The 17270-nt window shown below is 48.4% G+C and carries 21 protein-coding genes; 14 read left to right on the top strand and 7 right to left on the bottom strand.

Annotated features, from left to right (window positions below; genetic code table 11):
• Positions 1-24: 24 nt before the first annotated feature.
• The 7 genes from PKI34_10430 to PKI34_10400 all read right to left on the bottom strand — a co-directional run bounded on the left by PKI34_10430 (position 25) and on the right by PKI34_10400 (position 8681).
• Positions 25-1356 carry an ABC transporter permease gene (locus PKI34_10430; GenBank protein ID HNS18224.1) on the bottom strand — a complete coding sequence of 444 codons (1332 nt, stop codon included), beginning with the start codon at positions 1354-1356 and terminating at the stop codon, positions 25-27.
• The gene (locus PKI34_10425) at positions 1353-2288 is read right to left on the bottom strand and encodes an ATP-binding cassette domain-containing protein (GenBank protein ID HNS18223.1); all 936 of its coding nucleotides are present in this window, start codon (positions 2286-2288) and stop codon (positions 1353-1355) included. Before PKI34_10425 ends, PKI34_10430 begins: the two co-directional genes overlap by 4 nt.
• Before the next feature lie 7 nt (positions 2289-2295).
• A complete protein-coding gene (dnaJ, locus tag PKI34_10420) occupies positions 2296-3462 on the bottom strand; it encodes a molecular chaperone DnaJ (GenBank protein ID HNS18222.1) in 1167 nt (388 codons plus the stop codon).
• A gap of 81 nt (positions 3463-3543) precedes the next feature.
• The gene (locus PKI34_10415; protein HNS18221.1) at positions 3544-4056 is read right to left on the bottom strand and encodes a nucleotide exchange factor GrpE; all 513 of its coding nucleotides are present in this window, start codon (positions 4054-4056) and stop codon (positions 3544-3546) included.
• 117 nt (positions 4057-4173) lie between these two features.
• The gene (gene murA, locus PKI34_10410) at positions 4174-5478 is read right to left on the bottom strand and encodes a UDP-N-acetylglucosamine 1-carboxyvinyltransferase (GenBank protein HNS18220.1); all 1305 of its coding nucleotides are present in this window, start codon (positions 5476-5478) and stop codon (positions 4174-4176) included.
• A 35-nt stretch (positions 5479-5513) separates the two neighbouring features.
• Complete coding sequence (locus PKI34_10405; GenBank protein ID HNS18219.1) at positions 5514-6203, bottom strand: DUF4290 domain-containing protein; 690 nt, start codon at positions 6201-6203, stop codon at positions 5514-5516.
• A 195-nt stretch (positions 6204-6398) separates the two neighbouring features.
• Positions 6399-8681: a 3'-5' exonuclease gene (locus PKI34_10400; protein ID HNS18218.1), complete on the bottom strand. Its 2283-nt coding sequence runs from the start codon at positions 8679-8681 to the stop codon at positions 6399-6401.
• Positions 8682-9004: 323 nt separating this feature from the next.
• Between PKI34_10400 and rpsL the strand changes: the two genes are divergently transcribed.
• From rpsL to rpsQ, 14 genes are read left to right on the top strand one after another with little or no spacing between them, the layout of a single operon-like run.
• On the top strand, positions 9005-9382 hold the full coding sequence (gene rpsL / locus PKI34_10395) for a 30S ribosomal protein S12 (protein ID HNS18217.1): 378 nt from the start codon (positions 9005-9007) through the stop codon (positions 9380-9382).
• 20 nt (positions 9383-9402) lie between these two features.
• Positions 9403-9870 (top strand): 30S ribosomal protein S7, encoded by a 468-nt coding sequence (gene rpsG, locus PKI34_10390; GenBank protein ID HNS18216.1) that lies wholly within the window; start codon positions 9403-9405, stop codon positions 9868-9870.
• A 36-nt stretch (positions 9871-9906) separates the two neighbouring features.
• Positions 9907-12009, top strand: coding sequence for an elongation factor G (gene fusA / locus PKI34_10385; protein HNS18215.1), 2103 nt, complete (start codon positions 9907-9909; stop codon positions 12007-12009).
• 31 nt (positions 12010-12040) lie between these two features.
• Positions 12041-12346, top strand: coding sequence for a 30S ribosomal protein S10 (rpsJ, locus tag PKI34_10380; protein HNS18214.1), 306 nt, complete (start codon positions 12041-12043; stop codon positions 12344-12346).
• A 34-nt stretch (positions 12347-12380) separates the two neighbouring features.
• The gene (gene rplC / locus PKI34_10375) at positions 12381-13010 is read left to right on the top strand and encodes a 50S ribosomal protein L3 (GenBank protein ID HNS18213.1); all 630 of its coding nucleotides are present in this window, start codon (positions 12381-12383) and stop codon (positions 13008-13010) included.
• Complete coding sequence (rplD, locus tag PKI34_10370) at positions 13001-13630, top strand: 50S ribosomal protein L4 (GenBank protein ID HNS18212.1); 630 nt, start codon at positions 13001-13003, stop codon at positions 13628-13630. Before rplC ends, rplD begins: the two co-directional genes overlap by 10 nt.
• 36 nt (positions 13631-13666) lie before the next feature.
• Complete coding sequence (rplW, locus tag PKI34_10365; GenBank protein ID HNS18211.1) at positions 13667-13957, top strand: 50S ribosomal protein L23; 291 nt, start codon at positions 13667-13669, stop codon at positions 13955-13957.
• 5 nt (positions 13958-13962) lie between these two features.
• Positions 13963-14787 carry a 50S ribosomal protein L2 gene (gene rplB, locus PKI34_10360; GenBank protein ID HNS18210.1) on the top strand — a complete coding sequence of 275 codons (825 nt, stop codon included), beginning with the start codon at positions 13963-13965 and terminating at the stop codon, positions 14785-14787.
• A gap of 18 nt (positions 14788-14805) precedes the next feature.
• Positions 14806-15072: a 30S ribosomal protein S19 gene (gene rpsS, locus PKI34_10355; protein HNS18209.1), complete on the top strand. Its 267-nt coding sequence runs from the start codon at positions 14806-14808 to the stop codon at positions 15070-15072.
• A gap of 31 nt (positions 15073-15103) precedes the next feature.
• Complete coding sequence (rplV, locus tag PKI34_10350) at positions 15104-15520, top strand: 50S ribosomal protein L22 (GenBank protein ID HNS18208.1); 417 nt, start codon at positions 15104-15106, stop codon at positions 15518-15520.
• 32 nt (positions 15521-15552) lie between these two features.
• Positions 15553-16281 carry a 30S ribosomal protein S3 gene (rpsC, locus tag PKI34_10345; protein ID HNS18207.1) on the top strand — a complete coding sequence of 243 codons (729 nt, stop codon included), beginning with the start codon at positions 15553-15555 and terminating at the stop codon, positions 16279-16281.
• A 38-nt stretch (positions 16282-16319) separates the two neighbouring features.
• Positions 16320-16751 (top strand): 50S ribosomal protein L16, encoded by a 432-nt coding sequence (gene rplP, locus PKI34_10340; GenBank protein HNS18206.1) that lies wholly within the window; start codon positions 16320-16322, stop codon positions 16749-16751.
• A gap of 3 nt (positions 16752-16754) precedes the next feature.
• Complete coding sequence (gene rpmC / locus PKI34_10335) at positions 16755-16973, top strand: 50S ribosomal protein L29 (protein HNS18205.1); 219 nt, start codon at positions 16755-16757, stop codon at positions 16971-16973.
• A 14-nt stretch (positions 16974-16987) separates the two neighbouring features.
• On the top strand, positions 16988-17242 hold the full coding sequence (gene rpsQ, locus PKI34_10330) for a 30S ribosomal protein S17 (GenBank protein ID HNS18204.1): 255 nt from the start codon (positions 16988-16990) through the stop codon (positions 17240-17242).
• Positions 17243-17270 lie beyond the last annotated feature (28 nt).

The following is a 17270-nucleotide window of genomic DNA, read 5'->3' as shown; positions in this document are numbered from 1 at the left end:
GTATGTTAAAATCGTAATTATTTCCTATTGCCGGTAGGTAATCCATTTTCCAAGCTCCCTGTAATTCACCTTTTTCCCATACATCAATATTCCCGTCCGGTAGATCCGTCCTGCCAGCCAGGTTGTCCCCACGAATCCAAGAATGAGAAGAACGACCGAAAGCACCAGATCCAGGTAGGGGACTCCGAAGGGGATTCTAGCCATCATGGCGATCGGGGATGTGAAGGGTATGATGGAAGCCCAGAAAACCAGGGGGCCCTCAGGATTGTTGATGATATACGGAATCAGGACAATGGCCAGAATGAGCGGAACAGTGATGGGTAACATGAATTGCTGAGTGTCAGCTTCGTTGTCGACTGCGGAGCCGATGGCAGCGAACATCGCTGCGTAAAGAAGGTAGCCGCCAACGAAAAAGAAGAGGAAAAAGCCGAGGATCGTTCCATAATTGAGCGTATGGATAGCCTCCAGCACAAACTGAAGTTCATCGCTGCCCAGTTCTTCTTCATCCGGTAAGGATTCTGAGGGAACCAGACGGCTGTCCTCCGTAAGCATCTGGGATGATCCTGCTTCCGACAGGGATGTTCCGGTCATGGCGGAGAAAGTCGTCACCAGCGCACCAGTGAGCAGTACCCATAAAATGAACTGGGTCAGCCCTACAAGGGCAATGCCAATGATCTTCCCCATCATCAGCTGAAAGGGTTTGACGCTAGAAAGGATCACTTCGACGATCCGGCTGGTTTTTTCCTCAATGACACCCCGCATCACCTGGGATCCGTACATGAAGATGAAGATGTAGATCAGAAATCCGCCAATATATCCGATCACCATGCTGACCTCCGTATAGCTTTTTTCTTCGTGACCTTCCCTGTCGATCTTGAAGGTGGCCAGCTGAATTTTGGTTTTGGCACTTTCAATCACCGCTTCGTCAACACCTGAGGCTTCCAGCTTCAGCCTTTCCACCTCTTTTTGCATGATGTTTCTTATATGGCTGGTGACAGTGACACTGGCCTGCTTGCTGGAATAAATGATGGCAGAGGAGGGGATGATCACCTCTGTTTTTGGAATGTGCAGGATGGCGTAGTATCCGCTATCGGCAAAATGGGTTTTCAGCGTTTCCGGGTCACCGCTTACCTGTTTAAAGATTAAAATTTTTGTATCGGTGAACTTTTGGTGGAAGATGCCGGTTTCATCGAGGATGGCAATTTTTTTGACATCGCCCTGGCGGGTGGTTATGTAGACCGGAATGATGAACATGGCCGCCATCAGGATTGGGCCAAGAAGTGTCATGACGAGGAACGAGCGTTTTTTGACGCGTGAAAGGAATTCCCTCCGGATGATCAGTTTGATTTTATTCATGTGGATGGCTTGCTGTATTCATTTACCTTGGAAATGAAGATATCATTCATGGTTGGGAGAAGTTCCGAAAAACCGTGGATGGTGATATGCGGGAGCAGATTTACGATCAGATCATTTGGGTTTGCATCCTTTGGCAAACGGATCCTGGATGATTTCAGCCCGCTCCCGAGGTCTTCTTCCAGGATCTGATAGGATGGATGGAGGATCGGACGGAGCGACTCTGCCGGACCGTCAAAGTAAATGACATAGGCATTTGTCCTGTAAGTATTTTTGATATCGGTGACTTTTCCCTCCAGGATCTTCTCCGATCGGTTCAGCAGGGCGATATGGTCGCAGAGTTCTTCAACGGATGCCATGTTGTGGGTGGAAAAGATGATCGTGGCACCCTGGTTGCGAAGGCGGAGGATCTCTTCTTTCAAGATGTTGACGTTGATGGGGTCAAAGCCGCTGAAAGGTTCATCAAAGATCAGTAATTCAGGCTCATGGATGACGGTCACCACAAATTGCACTTTTTGCTGCATGCCTTTGGACAGTTCCTCCACTTTCCGGTTCCACCACCCCATGATATCGAACCGGGAGAACCACCATTTGAGCCGGCGCTGTGCATCGTTAGAGCTTAATCCTTTCAACTGTGCCAGGTAGAGTGCCTGCTCCCCGACCTTCATTTTTTTATAGAGTCCTCTTTCTTCGGGCAAATAGCCGATCCGGCAGATATGGTCAGGTGATAACCTTTCATTTTTCCAGGTAATTGAACCTTCATCCATTGCCAGGATCTGGTTCACGATCCGGATGAAGGTGGTTTTCCCGGCGCCATTGGGTCCCAGCAAACCATAGATGCTCTGCTCGGGTACACCCAGTGACACCGATTTAAGGGCTGTATGGTTCGCATACCGCTTGGTGACACCGGTGGCTGTTAGAATTTCGTTTTGCATTGGGATTTCAAGAATTGAACATATCCTTCCACCTGCCGAAGAAATTTTTATCCTTTCCCGAAGGGCTGGGTTTGAAATTCACGGAGTGCAACAATTTTTCCATCATTTCTTTTTCTTCTCTGGTAAGGGATTTTGGAACCCATACCTGAACAGTCACCAGTTCATCTCCACGCTGACCATATCCGTTCAGCACGGGTATGCCTTTGTCCTTGAGCCTGAAAATTTTCCCCGGCTGTGTTCCCGGTGGTATTTTGATCCGTGCTTTGCCATCGATGGTGGGCACATCGATGGAGGTTCCCATGGCGGCCTCCGGGAGGCTGATATAGTGCTCATAGATCAGGTTATGATCGTCTCGTTGCAGATAGGGATGTTTTTCTTCTTCGATGAGTACGATCAGGTCGCCGGGGATTCCATTACGGGCAGCGGCGTTTCCTTTTCCGTTGAGGGACAATTGCATTCCTTCGGCCACTCCGGCTGGTATTTTGATGGTAATGACTTCTTCGCCGTTGACGATTCCGTGTCCGGCACATTTGATACAGCGGTTGGTGATGATCTTTCCTTCACCTCCGCAATTGGGGCAGGTGGATGTCGTTTGCATCTGTCCCAGGAAGGTGCTGGTCACGCGGGTGACGTGTCCGGAACCCCTGCAGGCTGAACAGGTCTGGTATGAACTGCCTCCTTCGGCACCTGTACCCTGGCAGTGTTCGCAGGATACATATTTGGTTACCTTGATCTTTTTTTCCACCCCGTGTGCAATTTCTTCCAAAGTGAGCTTGACCTTGACGCGCAGATTGGTTCCACGTGTGGTTCGCTTTTGCCTTTCCCGTGTCCCTGTTCCAAATCCAAAACCGCCAAAGTTTCCAAATGCGTCACCAAAAATATCTCCGAACTGGCTGAAGATGTCTTCCATGCTCATGCCAAACCCGCCAGCTCCGCCGCCTGCTGAGCCACGTACGCCTTCGTGCCCAAACTGATCGTATTTGCGTCGCTTTTCCGGATTGCTGAGTACCTCGTAGGCTTCGGCTGCCTCTTTGAAATGTTCCTCAGCCTCTTTATCACCCGGATTTTTGTCGGGATGATACTTGAGCGCCATTTTACGATAAGCTTTCTTGATCTCGGTCTCGTCAGCATTCTTTGGAACTCCAAGTATTTCGTAATAATCGCGTTTGGACATCTACTAAATTGTCAAATTATTAAATTGTCAAATTGTTCTATAGTTCAATTGTTTAACTACTGAATGTCAACTGCGAAATGGCTATGCTCCCACCACCACCTTGGCATACCGGATCACTTTCCCGTTGAGTGTGTAACCTTTTTGCGTCTGGTCGATGATTTTTCCCTTCAAGTCATCTGATGGTGCGGTAACGTTCGTTACCGCATCGTGCAGATCAGTGTCGAAGGGCTCTCCGATGGTTTTCATCTCCTGCAGTCCCTTCTGTTCAAGGATCCTTTTAAGTTTTGCCAGGATCAGTCTTTCTCCTTCTTTGATGACTTCACACTGGTCAGTAGTCTCAGAATTTTGAATGGCACGGTCGAAGTCATCCAGAACGGGCAGCAGGTCAAGGATGATCCCGGAGGAAGCGGTCTTTATCAGTTCGCTTTTTTCCCGGAGCGTTCGTTTACGGTAGTTATCGAATTCTGAGTAGAGGCGGAGATACTTATCGTTGGTTTCCTCCAGTTTTTTGCTGATCTCTTCCAGTGCCTTTGATGGAACTGTTTTTTTGAGTGTTTTGCCGGTTATATTCTTCTTTTTTTCTTGCTCGCTCATGATTGAATCCGGATATTAATTTTATGAATAGAACTAAAACTCTTCTAAAACAGGTGAATTGTGCGAATCATCAATTAATTTGCCATTGTGCACTTAGCGACAAAATGGCAGGCAGGGTCACCGTCTTTGAACGGAGGCTCCGATAAGGTTCAATCGTTCGTCGATGTGCTGATAACCCCTGTCGATTTGTTCGATGTTATGGATCACGCTGGTTCCCTGTGCGGAGAGGGCAGCGATCAGTAAGGCTACCCCTGCGCGTATGTCGGGAGAGGTCATGTCGATTCCTTTGAGAGCATGTTCGTGATCGAGCCCGATGACAGTGGCACGGTGCGGATCACAGAGGATGATGCGGGCTCCCATATCGATCAGCTTGTCGACAAAGAAAAGTCTGCTTTCAAACATCTTCTGGTGAATGAGCACACTTCCTTTTGCCTGGATGGCGACGACCAGTGCGATACTGATCAGGTCGGGAGTAAATCCGGGCCACGGTGCGTCGGCAATCGTCATGATGGATCCGTCCATGAACGTTTCAACCTCGTAATGGGCTTGTCTGGGGATGAAAAGGTCATTTCCGGACTGCTGTACCTGGATCCCCAGGCGGCGGAACACTTCCGGAATCAGGCCCAGTTGGATAAGATCCACACCCTGGATGGTCAGTTCCGATTGCGTCATTGCAGCCAGGCCAATAAAACTCCCGATTTCGATCATATCCGGCAGCAACCTGTGGGAGCATCCCTGCAGAGCTTTCACGCCATCGATGTGCAGAAGATTGGAACCTACTCCGGATATGCGTGCACCCATGGCGTTGAGCATACGGCAGAGCTGAAGGACATACGGTTCGCAGGCTGCGTTGAAGATCGTGGTCGTGCCCCGGGCAAGCACTGCCGCCATGACGATGTTGGCCGTCCCGGTCACGGAAGCCTCATCCAGGAGCATGTAGGTGCCCTGGAGTCCATCCGTCCAGACCTTAAAAAAATTTTCATCCGGCAGGTAGGTGAACTGGGCGCCCAGAGCCGACAGACCGACATAGTGTGTGTCAAGGCGCCGCCGGCCGATCTTGTCACCGCCGGGCTGGTGCAGGTACCCAATGTTGAACCTTCCCAGCAGCGGACCAAGGATCATAATGGAACCTCTCAGGCTCTTTGATTTGTTTTTGAATTCCTCAGACCGGAGATAATCCAGGTTGACCTGATCGGCCTGAAATGAGAAAGTTTCCGCAGCGGTCTGTAGCACCTTTACTCCCAATCCCTTCAGTAATTCAATCAGGTGATTGACATCCCGGATGTCAGGTACGTTTTCAATGGTCACTTTTTCTGCAGTCAGGAGGGTGGCACAGATAACCTGCAATGCTTCGTTCTTGGCGCCCTGCGGACGTATGGTCCCATACAGCTGCCGGCCCCCTTCAATAATAAATGAGCTCATCTGTAGAAATTAACGTTCCAAAGATAAGGAATTCTTTATTCCTGTGGTTTTGGGCGCCGGTCTTTTCTCTGGCGTGGATTGAAGTTGTGGTTGAAGCCGTTCTTATACCCGGAGTTGTGGTTTTTGTTCATTCCCTGGGGAGGCTCCTTGACGAATTTTTTCTTTTTGTTCCGGGCAAGAATATCGCTGGTATGACTGAGTTTATCTTCTGTACCCAGTTTTAACTGACCCTTCGACAGCAGTTCCAGATGCTGGGCGATGAGTTCATCCGTAACAGATTCGCGGTTCCAGCTGAGGTATGACTTTTTCAGATGGTTGGCAATGGTGTGGACCAATGCCTGTTTTTCGGGCCCTTCCGGATAGTCAATGGCTTTTTGTATGATTAGCTCGATGTTATTTCCATAGTGGCGGAATTGGATATCCCTGTCGTGATATTTCAGTCGTTTTGGCCGTTTGAAGATTTCCTCCGGTGATGGGGGAGGGAACGGGCTGTCCACCTCAAGTTTGAAATCCGACATGATGAAGATATGATCCCAGAGTTTGTGCCGTATGTCACCAGCTTCACGGATCGTGGGATTAAGCTGCGACATGACGTTGATGATCGCTTTTGCAGATTGGGCACGGACTTCGGGATCTTCTATTGTGTTCAGGCTTTCAACCATCTTTTGCACATTCCGGCCATATTCCCGTAGGATAAGCTTGTTACGCGCGGTGTTATAATCCATGGATATTAATGCGATTAAATGATTTCGGTCGTTAAATGATCACTGAATGGAGCGATTCTCTCAGGAAGTAAATTTAAAACGGCAATAGAATGCTTTTAGCTTTAACGGTAGATTCGGCTGCAAATATACGATAATTTTTTTTGCAACAAAATTTCCAGTGATTTTAGAAAGAAAGGACATATACCCGGTGGTGATTTACAGGATCCTGAGCCGGGCAAACTTCAATAAAAGCTGTTTCTGGCCAATGTTCTGGAAAAAGATGGTTGCCTTTTTATTGGGGCCGGTCCCTTCGATGCTGATCACCTTCCCTTTTCCGAACCGTGTGTGTTCGACGTCCATTCCGGTCTGGATCAGTTCTGAGTCCTCGCCCGGATCGTTGTCCTGACCTGGTATCAGCCGCCTGAAATTTTTGCGGAAAGGATGTCTCCGGTCATTTTGATCCGGTGCACGGTTCCCGGAGGAGGATCTGTGTTCTTCCGGTAAAAAAGTCACTTTTTTCGGCATTTCGAATGCATTGAAATCGATTTCATCAACGAACCGGCTTGGTTCGGAGGCCGTCAGCTTACCCCACCGATAGCGGTTCTCTGCATACGAAAGGGTCACTTTTTTCATTGCCCTGGTGAGTGCGACATAGAAAAGCCTTCGTTCTTCCTCCAGATCGGCACGTGAGTTAAGCGACTGAATGGACGGGAACAGGTTCTCCTCGAGTCCAACGATGTAAACATAAGGAAATTCCAGTCCCTTGGCCGCGTGAATGGTCATCAGTGAAACGTGATCGGGATCTTCGGTGTCGGGTGTATCCGCGTCGGTCAGCAGGGCTATTTCCTGCATGAACTCATCCAGGGACTTGGGTACGTTTTCGAGGTTTTCGGCCGTGGGCGACAGCGCGCTGTCTTTTTCTGTGAAATCACGGATGGCATTGAGCAATTCTTCAATGTTCTCGAAGCGGCTGACTCCTTCGGGTGTCTTGTCGTCGTAAAGTTCTTTCAGCATCCCGGAAGAGGAAGCGATCTCTTTGGCCAGGTCATAGGCATTCTTTTTTTTGAGCTGAGCCGAATGGCTTTTGATCATCATCGAAAATTCGGATATTTTATGCTGGGTGGGTATCGGAATCCCGATATCCTTATCCGGCATTTTTCCGATGACATCCCAGATGCTGGTCTTATCTTTGTCTGCCTGGACCACTAGCCTCTCACAGCTGGTTTTACCGATACCCCTTGCAGGATAATTGATGATCCGGAGAAAGGCTTCCTCATCCTTGTTGTTGATCACCAGGCGGAAATAGCCAAGCAGATCTTTGATCTCCTTTCGTTTGTAAAAGGACAATCCCCCGTAGATCCTGTAGGGGATATTCATCTTGCGCAGGGATTCTTCAAAAGCCCTTGATTGCGCATTCGTCCGGTAAAGAATGGCAAAGGCATCATTCCGGAGCTGGTGGTTCATTTTGTTTTCAAAAATCGCATTGGCAACCAGTGTTCCTTCTTCGCCATCCGTCACAGCCTTTAACAGGCTGATGAGCGTGCCCTCTTCGTTATTTGTCCATATTTCTTTGTAAATCTGATCTTTATTACGAACAATGACTCCGTTGGCCACCTTGACGATGGTTTTGGTGGAACGGTAGTTTTGTTCGAGTTTGTACACAGCCACGTCGGGGTAATCGTTCTTGAAATTGAGGATATTCTGAATATTGGCCCCTCTGAATGCATAGATGCTTTGAGCATCATCGCCGACGACGCAGATATTTTCATTGTTGGCGGCCAGCTTTTTAAGGATGGCGTATTGCACAAAGTTGGTGTCCTGGTATTCATCCACCAGGACGAACAGGAACTTCTGCTGATATTTGTACAGGACGTCCGGAAATTCCTCCAGCAGGCGGTACATGTTCAGAAGCAGGTCGTCGAAATCCATGGCTGCCGCTTTGACCAGCCTGTTCTGGTAGAGTGAATAAAGATCGCCTGTCTTAGGTCTCCCCGCAAGTTTATCCTGCAGGTTCAGCTGAGGATCCTGTTGATAGACATCCGGGGTGATCAGGTTGATCTTTGCCTTTGAAATGCGGTTCAGCACGGAGGAGGGTGCATAGATTTTCGTATCGAGTCCTTGTTCTGTAATGATGGATTTCATCAGGCTCTTTGAATCGTCCGTATCATAGATCGTGTAATTGGAGGGGAAGCCCAGCCGATGGGCTTCCATTCTCAGAATGCGGGCAAAGATCGAGTGAAACGTGCCCATCCATACATTCCTGGCGTCGTGGTTATCCACCAGGGAGATGATCCTTTTTTTCATTTCCCTGGCAGCTTTGTTTGTAAAAGTTAGGGCCAGGATCGAAAATGGATCAATGCCAAGGTTGATCAGGTACGCCACCTTATAGGTCAGTACCCTGGTTTTCCCTGAACCTGCTCCGGCAAGAACCATGATGGGACCCTCGATGTGTTCTACAGCCAATCGCTGCTCATTGTTCAGGTCTTCAAGTATATTCATGCTTCTGTGGTCAGGTCTGGCAAAAGTAATTGATTTGGGATAATAAATTGGTTTAAAAAAAATGATAAAAAGGTTTGTAAATCAAAAATTAATTGTACTTTTGCACCCGCTTTATTGGAAGCAGAACGAATTTCAAGGTTCTTTCATTTCATTAAAACAGAGACACAGTCTCAGAATATTCAGGAAACCTGATAAAGTAAGACGGTTATAGGTTTCGACCGAAAAGGATTTTCGACGAACTTCCTTCGGACAGGTCTGCAAACTCTTACTGTATCCTTCCTTAATATTCCTTTTAATTATTAATGTGAACAAAAATCGTAGCTATGCCAACGATTCAACAATTAGTCCGTAAAGGAAGGAAAAAATTAATCTACAAGAGCAAATCACCTGCTCTGGACTCCTGTCCGCAGCGCAGGGCGGTTTGTGTGAGGGTTTATACCACCACTCCCAAGAAGCCCAATTCCGCCATGCGGAAAGTGGCCAGGGTCAGGCTGACCAACTCAAAGGAGGTCAATGCGTACATTCCGGGGGAAGGACATAACCTTCAGGAGCACTCGATCGTCATGATACGGGGAGGCAGGGTGAAGGACTTGCCCGGGGTGAGGTATCATATCATCCGGGGTGCCCTCGATACTTCCGGTGTGGAAGGAAGAAACCAGAGAAGGTCGAAATACGGTACGAAACGGCCGAAGAAAAAGTAAGATACATTATATAGTGTTCTATGAGAAAGAGTAAACCAACAAAGGTAGAAGTACTGCCGGATCCAAGATTCAATGATCTCATGGTCACAAAATTTGTGAACAACATGATGTACCGTGGGAAGAAAAATCTTGCCTTTAAAGTCTTCTACGAGGCCATTGATGCGGTCAGTGAACGGACTGGGGAAGATGGACTGGAAGTCTGGAAAAAGGCCCTGGCCAACGTGACCCCTGCTGTTGAAGTGCGAAGCAGGAGGATCGGCGGAGCCACTTTCCAGATCCCTTCCGAGATCAGGCCATCCCGTAAGTTGTCGATCGGAATGAAGAACCTGATCAAATATTCCCGCGCCCGTCACGAAAAATCGATGGGACAAAAGCTTGCAGGTGAAATACTGGCTGCATTTAAAGAAGAGGGATCCGCCTTTAAGAAGAAAGAAGACACCCATCGCATGGCCGAAGCGAACAAGGCATTCTCGCATTTCAGGTTCTAGTCGGCAGACACAAACCTACAGCGTAAGGAACGAAAAATGTCGGACCGGTTATTACATATAAGGAACATAGGCATTATGGCTCACATCGATGCGGGTAAGACCACAACGACCGAGCGCATATTGTATTATACCGGCATTAATTACCGAATGGGAGAAGTACATGATGGAACAGCCACCATGGACTGGATGGTTCAGGAGCAGGAGAGGGGCATTACCATAACTTCCGCTGCCACTACCGTTTTTTGGGATGCTGACGCGGAAAAATACCGGATCAACATCATCGATACGCCCGGTCACGTGGATTTTACCGTTGAGGTGGAGCGGTCGCTGCGGATCCTGGATGGGGCCATCGCCATCTTCTGTGGTGTTGGCGGAGTGGAACCCCAATCGGAAACAGTGTGGAAACAGGCTGATAAGTACGGCGTTCCAAGGATATGCTTCGTCAATAAAATGGATCGTCCGGGGGCCGATTACTTCAGTGTCATTACCCAGATCAAGGATAAACTGGGAGCAAATCCGGTCGCCATTGAACTGCCTATCGGACATGAAGAGACTTTTTCCGGTGTTGTTGACCTGATTCACCGGAAAGCCTACCAGTGGGATGAGGAATCCCTGGGTATGGTGTACTTTGAAATCCCTGTCCCGGAGGATATGACTGAGCTGGTGGATACCTACAGGATGAAATTGATTGAGGGAGTGGTGGAAACGGATGATCAGCTTTTTGAGAAATTCATCAATGACCCGGAATCCATTACGGTCGCTGAGATTCAAAAAGGATTGAGAAAAGCCACGCTTTCAATGCACATCACACCTGTTCTCTGTGGTGCAGCCCTGAAAAACAAAGGGATACAGAGCCTGCTGGATGCCATTGTCCGGTACCTGCCCTGCCCCCTTGATGTTCCGCCTGTCGTTGGATTGAATCCCTACACGGAAAAAGAAGAGATCAGGAAGGCAGATCTGTTGGAACCTTTCACCGCCCTGGCCTTTAAGATTGCCACGGATCCTTTTGTGGGTCGCATTGCTTTTTTCAGGGTCTATTCCGGTGCACTGGAAGCAGGGGAAACGGTACTGAACACGCATACCGAAAAACGGGAGCGCATTTCCCGCATCCTGCAGATGCATGCCAACAAGCAAAAGCCCCTGGAACGTATTGAAGCTGGTGATATTGCAGCAGCGGTGGGCTTTAAACTGATCCGTACCGGTGATACCCTGTGCGATCCTGCTCACCCGATCGCCCTTGAACCCATCAGGTTCCCGGATCCTGTCATACGCATTGCCGTCGAACCCAAAACCCAGGATGATCTGGTGAAGCTTGAAGCAGGACTTGCCAAACTGGCAGAGGAAGATCCGACATTCCAGGTCCGGCAGGATCCGGAAACGGGACAGACCATTGTCAGCGGTATGGGCGAGTTGCACCTGGAAGTCATCATTGACCGGCTCAAGAGGGAATTCAACCTGGAGATCAACCAGGGTGTACCCCACGTGGCTTACAAGGAAGCGCTGGTGGGCCCGGTTGAACTCAGGCATGTCTACAAGAAACAGACGGGAGGCAGGGGCAGATTCGCTGACATCGCCTTTGAACTTGGCCCTGCAGAGAATGGATACAGCGGATTGCAATTCACATCTGAATTAAAGGGAGGAAGCATTCCCAGGGAATACATACCGGCCATAGAAAAAGGATTCCGCCAGGCGATGAACAACGGGATCTTGCTTGGATTTCCAATGTACAATATGAAAGTGAGGCTTCTGGATGGTTCGTATCATCCGGTTGACTCGGATGCTTTATCATTTGAGATTGCAGCAAACCTGGCGTTCAGGGAAGCCTGCAAAAAAGGGAAGGTCATTTTGCTGGAACCCGTTATGCGTCTGGAAGTCATAACACCGGACGAGTACCTGGGGGATGTCACCAGCGACCTGAACCGGCGCAGGGGGCACGTTGATGATGTATTCCCGCGGATACGTTCACAGGTAATCAGGGCGAAGGTGCCCTTGTCAGAGATGTTTGGCTATGTGACCGCCCTGCGCACCATAACATCGGGAAGAGCCACCTCAACAATGGAATTTCTTCATTATGAGCCCGTTCCTGATGTGTTGACCGAAGAAATCATTTACAAAATAAAGGGATACATTCTCACTTAAACCTAATTGTCGAAACATAATCATTGAACAAGTGAGCCAGAGAATCAGAATAAAACTTAAATCATACGATCATAACCTGGTGGATAAATCAGCAGAGAAGATCGTAAAAACGGTCAAATCAACAGGTGCTGTTGTGAATGGCCCGATCCCGTTGCCCACCGACCGTAAGATTTTTACCGTGAACAGGGCAACTTTTGTCAACAAGAAATCCCGGGAGCAGTTTCAGTTATGCTCCTATAAGCGCCTTCTGGATATTTACAGCACGACATCCAAGACAATCGATGCTTTGATGAAGCTGGAATTACCCAGTGGCGTGGAAGTCGAAATTAAGGTTTAATTATGCTTTTACTTCAGCATTAAATTGAAAGAAAATGTCAGGACTGATTGGAAAAAAAATAGGAATGACCAGCATTTTTGATGCAAACGGTAAGAATATTCCCTGCACAGTGATTGAAGCGGGCCCCTGTGTTGTGACACAAGTCAAAACGAAGGATTCTGACGGGTACGATGCTCTGCAGCTTGCTTTTGATGAGAAGAAGGAAAAACATACCACAAAGTCGCTTCAGGGCCATTTTGAGAAAGCAGGAGTCACGCCGAAAAAAATAGTACGGGAATTTACAAGATTTGAATCGGGGCATCAGAAGAAATTCGGGGATGTTTTAACCGTTGAGGTATTCATTGAAGGTGAATACATTGATGTGGTGGGCATTTCCAAGGGCAAGGGTTTTCAGGGAGTGGTCAAGCGTCATCATTTCGGAGGTGTTGGCGACTCCACGCACGGTCAGCACAACCGGAAGCGTGCACCGGGCTCCATAGGAGCCTCCTCGTATCCTTCCAGGGTACTCCCGGGAATGCGCATGGCGGGCCATACAGGTACCGACCGTGTGAAAATGATCAACCTGCAGATCGTGAAGCTGATTCCTGAAAAGAATCTTGTACTGGTCAAGGGTTCCGTGCCCGGACCCAATGGTTCATATTTAATACTAGAAAGATGGAGCTAGCAGTTTTTCAAATAAGCGGCCAGCAAACCGCCAGAACGGTAATGCTGGATGAATCAATCTTCGGCATTGAACCGAATGATCACGCGATTTACCTGGACACCAAACAATTCATGGCCAACCAGCGCCAGGGTACGCACTGTACCAAGGAGAAAAGCATGGTTTCGGGGAGTACCCGAAAGATCAAACGGCAAAAGGGCACAGGCGGGGCACGTGCCGGTAGCATAAAATCTCCTCTTTTCCGGGGCGGAGCCAGGATTTTTGGCCCACAACCCCGGGATTATGCATTTAAACTGAACAAAAAAGTAAAACGGCTTGCCAGAAAATCGGCATTGACCTATAAAGTAAAGGAAAACCAGATCATCGTCCTGGAGGATTTTGATTTTGAAGCACCACGGACGAAATCCTTTGTTGAATTGCTGAACAATTTCAGCGTTGCCGGCAAAAAAACCATGTTTGTACTGGCCAGGCCAAACCGCAACGTCTTGCTTTCCAGCAGGAACATCCAGCAGGTAAAGGTCATTCAGGCGACCGACCTGAATACCTATGACATCCTGAATGCCAGGCAACTCTTCGTTACCGAAAGTTCGTTGCCGGAAATTGAAAAAGTATTGACGCGATAATTCGGAAGAGATCCATTCATTATTAATACCAGAACCATGGAAATTATTCTGAAACCTGTTATAACGGAGAAGATGACCCCGAAAGGGGAGAAATTGAACCAGTATGGTTTCATTGTTCACAAAAAGGCCAATAAACTCCAGATCAGAAGTGCGGTGAAGGAGTTATATGGGGTTGAGGTCATTGAGGTGAACACGATGAATTATTCTGGTAAGACCAAGACCCGTTTTACAAAGGGTGGAGCTCTTACAGGAAGAACCAAATCCTATAAGAAAGCGATCGTAACCTTGGCAGCAGGAGAAACAATTGATTTTTACAGCAATATCTAAGATAAATGGCTTTAAAGAAATTTAAACCGACAACTTCAGGTCAGCGCTTCAAATTGATCAGCGCGTTCGAAGAGATTACTTCTTCAGTTCCTGAAAAGCGATTGTTGACACCCAGAAAGAAATCCGGGGGTAGAAACAATGAAGGCAAAATGACCATTCGTTATGTTGGAGGCGGTCATAAGCAGCAGTATCGTCTGGTGGACTTCAAGCGCGATAAGGAGGATATACCGGCAGTGGTCAAATCGATTGAATACGACCCAAACCGCTCGGCGCGAATCGCTCTGCTTTTTTATACCGATGGTGAAAAACGGTATATCGTTGCGCCCCACGGCATGAAGGTGGGACAGCAGGTCATCTCCGGGAAGGGCATTTCGCCGGATCTTGGCAACTCAATGTATCTGAGCGAGATACCTTTCGGCACGATCATTCATAATATTGAACTCCGGCCCGGACAGGGCGCCAAGATTGCGCGCAGTGCAGGTTCCTATGCACAGCTGATGTCGCGTGACGGCAAGTTCGCCATATTGAAACTGCCCTCAGGTGAAACACGCATGATCCTGCAGACCTGTAAGGCGACCATTGGAATGGTGTCCAACATTGATCATTCTCTGGAAATGTCGGGTAAAGCCGGAAGAACCCGATGGATGGGACGCAGGCCAAGAACCCGTGGTGTGGCGATGAACCCCGTGGATCACCCCATGGGCGGCGGGGAAGGCCGTGCCTCCGGTGGGCATCCCAGGTCAAGGAAAGGTATTCCTGCCAAAGGTTACCGTACACGCAGCCTGAAAAATACATCGAATAAATACATCGTCGAAAGAAGAAAGAAATAATTCAATTCTTTTAATACTATGAGTCGTTCATTAAAAAAAGGTCCCTTTATTCATTATAAACTTGACCAGCGTGTCAGGGAATCTCAGGAGTCCAAAAAGAAAGCAGTCATCAAGACCTGGTCAAGAAGTTCAGTGATCTCCCCTGACTTTGTCGGACTGACCATCGCTGTGCATAACGGGAACAAATTCATCCCGGTCTATGTCACTGAAAACATGGTTGGACACAAGCTGGGAGAATTCGCACCAACCCGGATCTTCAGGGGTCATTCAGGAAATAAAGGGTAGAAAAGGTAAGCATCAATAAACAGAAAAGATCATGGGAGCAAGAAAAAGATCAGCAGCAGAGTCGTTAAAGGAGACGAGAAAGTCGACCTACATTGCCAGGCTGAACAACTGCCCGACCTCACCTCGCAAGATGCGGTACGTGGCGGACATGGTGCGCGGACAGGAGGTTGAAAAAGCGCTTCACATCCTGAAAAATTCAACGACCTATTCATCCCTGCGCATCCGCAAACTGCTGCTTTCTGCCATTGCCAACTGGCAGAACAAAAATGAAGGTGTACGGATTGAACAGAGTCATCTTTACATCAAAGAGATCATGGTCGACAGCGGCCGGGTCCTCAAAAGAATCCGGCCTGCCCCGCAGGGACGCGCGCACCGGATCAGAAAACGTTCCAATCATGTCACCATGATCCTGGATAGCCGTCAGATCACTGAAAAAGCTGAAGCATAGCCATATAAAAACTAATAAATCGCATCGAATTAATGGGACAAAAAACAAATCCAATAGGCAACAGGTTAGGGATCATCAGAGGATGGGATTCCAACTGGTATGGCGGGAAGAATTTTGTAAACAAACTTGTGGAGGATGAGAAAATCCGTCAGTACCTGAATGCGCGTCTGGCAAAGGCTGGTGTTTCCAGGATTGTGATTGAACGCACGCTCAAACTGGTTACGGTGACCATCAACACGGCCCGCCCGGGTATCATTATCGGCCGTCAGGGAGCGGAAGTGGATAAGTTGAAAGAGGAGCTGAAGAAGCTCACGAAGAAGGAAGTTCAGATCAATATTTCTGAGATCAAAAGGCCTGAACTGGATGCCCTGATCGTTGGATCGACCATTGCCAAACAGATCGAAGGCAGGATTTCCTACCGCCGGGCCATCAAGACAGCCATTGCCTCCTCCATTCGGATTGGGGCTGAAGGCATCAAGGTGGAGATCTCCGGGCGGCTGGGTGGTGCTGAAATGGCCAGAAGTGAGCAGTACAAGGAAGGCAGGATCCCGTTGCATACCCTGCGCGCCGATATTGATTATGCCATCAGTGAGGCCCATACGACCTATGGACGTATCGGCATCAAGGTATGGATCTGTAAAGGCGAGATTTACGGTAAGCCGGAGTTCGCCCCGTCAGCAGCACCCAAAACCAAAACAGCTCCGGCCGGGGCAGGAATGAAACCCAGACCAAGAGGTGGCAAGCCAAGAGGAGCAAGATAATTAGCATCGAGAACAACCATTTGTAATATCACTCAGCTATGTTACAGCCAAAGAAGACAAAATACAGAAAGCAGCAGAAAGGCAAAATGAAAGGAAATGCCCAGCGGGGCGACCAGCTTGCCTTTGGTTCTTTTGGTATCAAGACCCTGGAGGAAGCCTGGCTGACAGGCCGCCAGATCGAAGCTGCCCGTCAGGCAGTGACACGTCACATGAAACGTGAAGGCCAGATATGGATTCGGATATTCCCCGACAAGCCCATCACGAAAAAACCGGCTGAGGTCCGGATGGGGAAAGGAAAAGGAGCACCTGAAGGATTTGTGGCACCCATCACCCCGGGCAGGATCCTTTTTGAAGCTGACGGAGTCCCTCTGGAAATAGCACGGGAAGCCCTCCGCCTGGCTGCACAGAAATTGCCCGTTCAAACCAGGTTTGTGGTCAGAAGAGATTATATTGAAGAAACAACATCATAAAAAATGGAACAGACAGTCATAAAGGAATTATCCACTCCCGAACTGCTGGAGAGACTGGAGGAGGAAAAGAAACAGCTTACGCGCCTTAAGCTCAACCATGCTGTTTCCCCGATCGACAATCCCAACCGGATCAAGACCTACCGAAGGACCATCGCCCGCATCATCACCGAGCTCAGGAAACGGGAATTGAAAGGGACAGTGAACAAACAGTCTGCTAAATAATACCATACACAGAAATGGAAAGAAATCTCAGGAAAGAAAAAATCGGCGTTGTCGTCAGCGATAAGATGGAGAAAACCATTGTCGTGGAAGTCCTCAGGAAGGTGAAGCACCCGATCTATGGCAAATTTGTTAAAAGGACCTCCAAATTTGCGGCACACGATGAAAAAAATGAAGGCCGGACGGGCGATACGGTCAAAATCATGGAAACCCGCCCCCTGAGCAAGTCAAAATGCTGGAGATTAGTGGAAATCATTGAAAGAGCCAAGTAATCATGATACAACAAGAATCACGATTGAC

Source organism: Bacteroidales bacterium (assembly GCA_035342335.1).
In the GTDB taxonomy this organism is placed as follows: Bacteria; Bacteroidota; Bacteroidia; order Bacteroidales; family JAGONC01; genus JAGONC01.
The sequence above is the reverse complement of the archived record's forward strand: the minus strand, read 5'-3'. Positions and strand labels throughout refer to the sequence as shown.

Bases quoted from the DNA above. Each gene is read 5' to 3' on its own strand.
- PKI34_10430 (HNS18224.1), bottom strand. From the start codon at position 1,356: ATGAATAAAATCAAACTGATCATCCGGAGGGAATTCCTTTCACGCGTC.
- PKI34_10425 (HNS18223.1), bottom strand. From the start codon at position 2,288: ATGCAAAACGAAATTCTAACAGCCACCGGTGTCACCAAGCGGTATGCG.
- dnaJ (HNS18222.1), bottom strand. From the start codon at position 3,462: ATGTCCAAACGCGATTATTACGAAATACTTGGAGTTCCAAAGAATGCT.
- PKI34_10415 (HNS18221.1), bottom strand. From the start codon at position 4,056: ATGAGCGAGCAAGAAAAAAAGAAGAATATAACCGGCAAAACACTCAAA.
- murA (HNS18220.1), bottom strand. From the start codon at position 5,478: ATGAGCTCATTTATTATTGAAGGGGGCCGGCAGCTGTATGGGACCATA.
- PKI34_10405 (HNS18219.1), bottom strand. From the start codon at position 6,203: ATGGATTATAACACCGCGCGTAACAAGCTTATCCTACGGGAATATGGC.
- PKI34_10400 (HNS18218.1), bottom strand. From the start codon at position 8,681: ATGAATATACTTGAAGACCTGAACAATGAGCAGCGATTGGCTGTAGAA.
- rpsL (HNS18217.1), top strand. From the start codon at position 9,005: ATGCCAACGATTCAACAATTAGTCCGTAAAGGAAGGAAAAAATTAATC.
- rpsG (HNS18216.1), top strand. From the start codon at position 9,403: ATGAGAAAGAGTAAACCAACAAAGGTAGAAGTACTGCCGGATCCAAGA.
- fusA (HNS18215.1), top strand. From the start codon at position 9,907: ATGTCGGACCGGTTATTACATATAAGGAACATAGGCATTATGGCTCAC.
- rplC (HNS18213.1), top strand. From the start codon at position 12,381: ATGTCAGGACTGATTGGAAAAAAAATAGGAATGACCAGCATTTTTGAT.
- rplD (HNS18212.1), top strand. From the start codon at position 13,001: ATGGAGCTAGCAGTTTTTCAAATAAGCGGCCAGCAAACCGCCAGAACG.
- rplW (HNS18211.1), top strand. From the start codon at position 13,667: ATGGAAATTATTCTGAAACCTGTTATAACGGAGAAGATGACCCCGAAA.
- rplB (HNS18210.1), top strand. From the start codon at position 13,963: ATGGCTTTAAAGAAATTTAAACCGACAACTTCAGGTCAGCGCTTCAAA.
- rpsS (HNS18209.1), top strand. From the start codon at position 14,806: ATGAGTCGTTCATTAAAAAAAGGTCCCTTTATTCATTATAAACTTGAC.
- rplV (HNS18208.1), top strand. From the start codon at position 15,104: ATGGGAGCAAGAAAAAGATCAGCAGCAGAGTCGTTAAAGGAGACGAGA.
- rpsC (HNS18207.1), top strand. From the start codon at position 15,553: ATGGGACAAAAAACAAATCCAATAGGCAACAGGTTAGGGATCATCAGA.
- rplP (HNS18206.1), top strand. From the start codon at position 16,320: ATGTTACAGCCAAAGAAGACAAAATACAGAAAGCAGCAGAAAGGCAAA.
- rpmC (HNS18205.1), top strand. From the start codon at position 16,755: ATGGAACAGACAGTCATAAAGGAATTATCCACTCCCGAACTGCTGGAG.
- rpsQ (HNS18204.1), top strand. From the start codon at position 16,988: ATGGAAAGAAATCTCAGGAAAGAAAAAATCGGCGTTGTCGTCAGCGAT.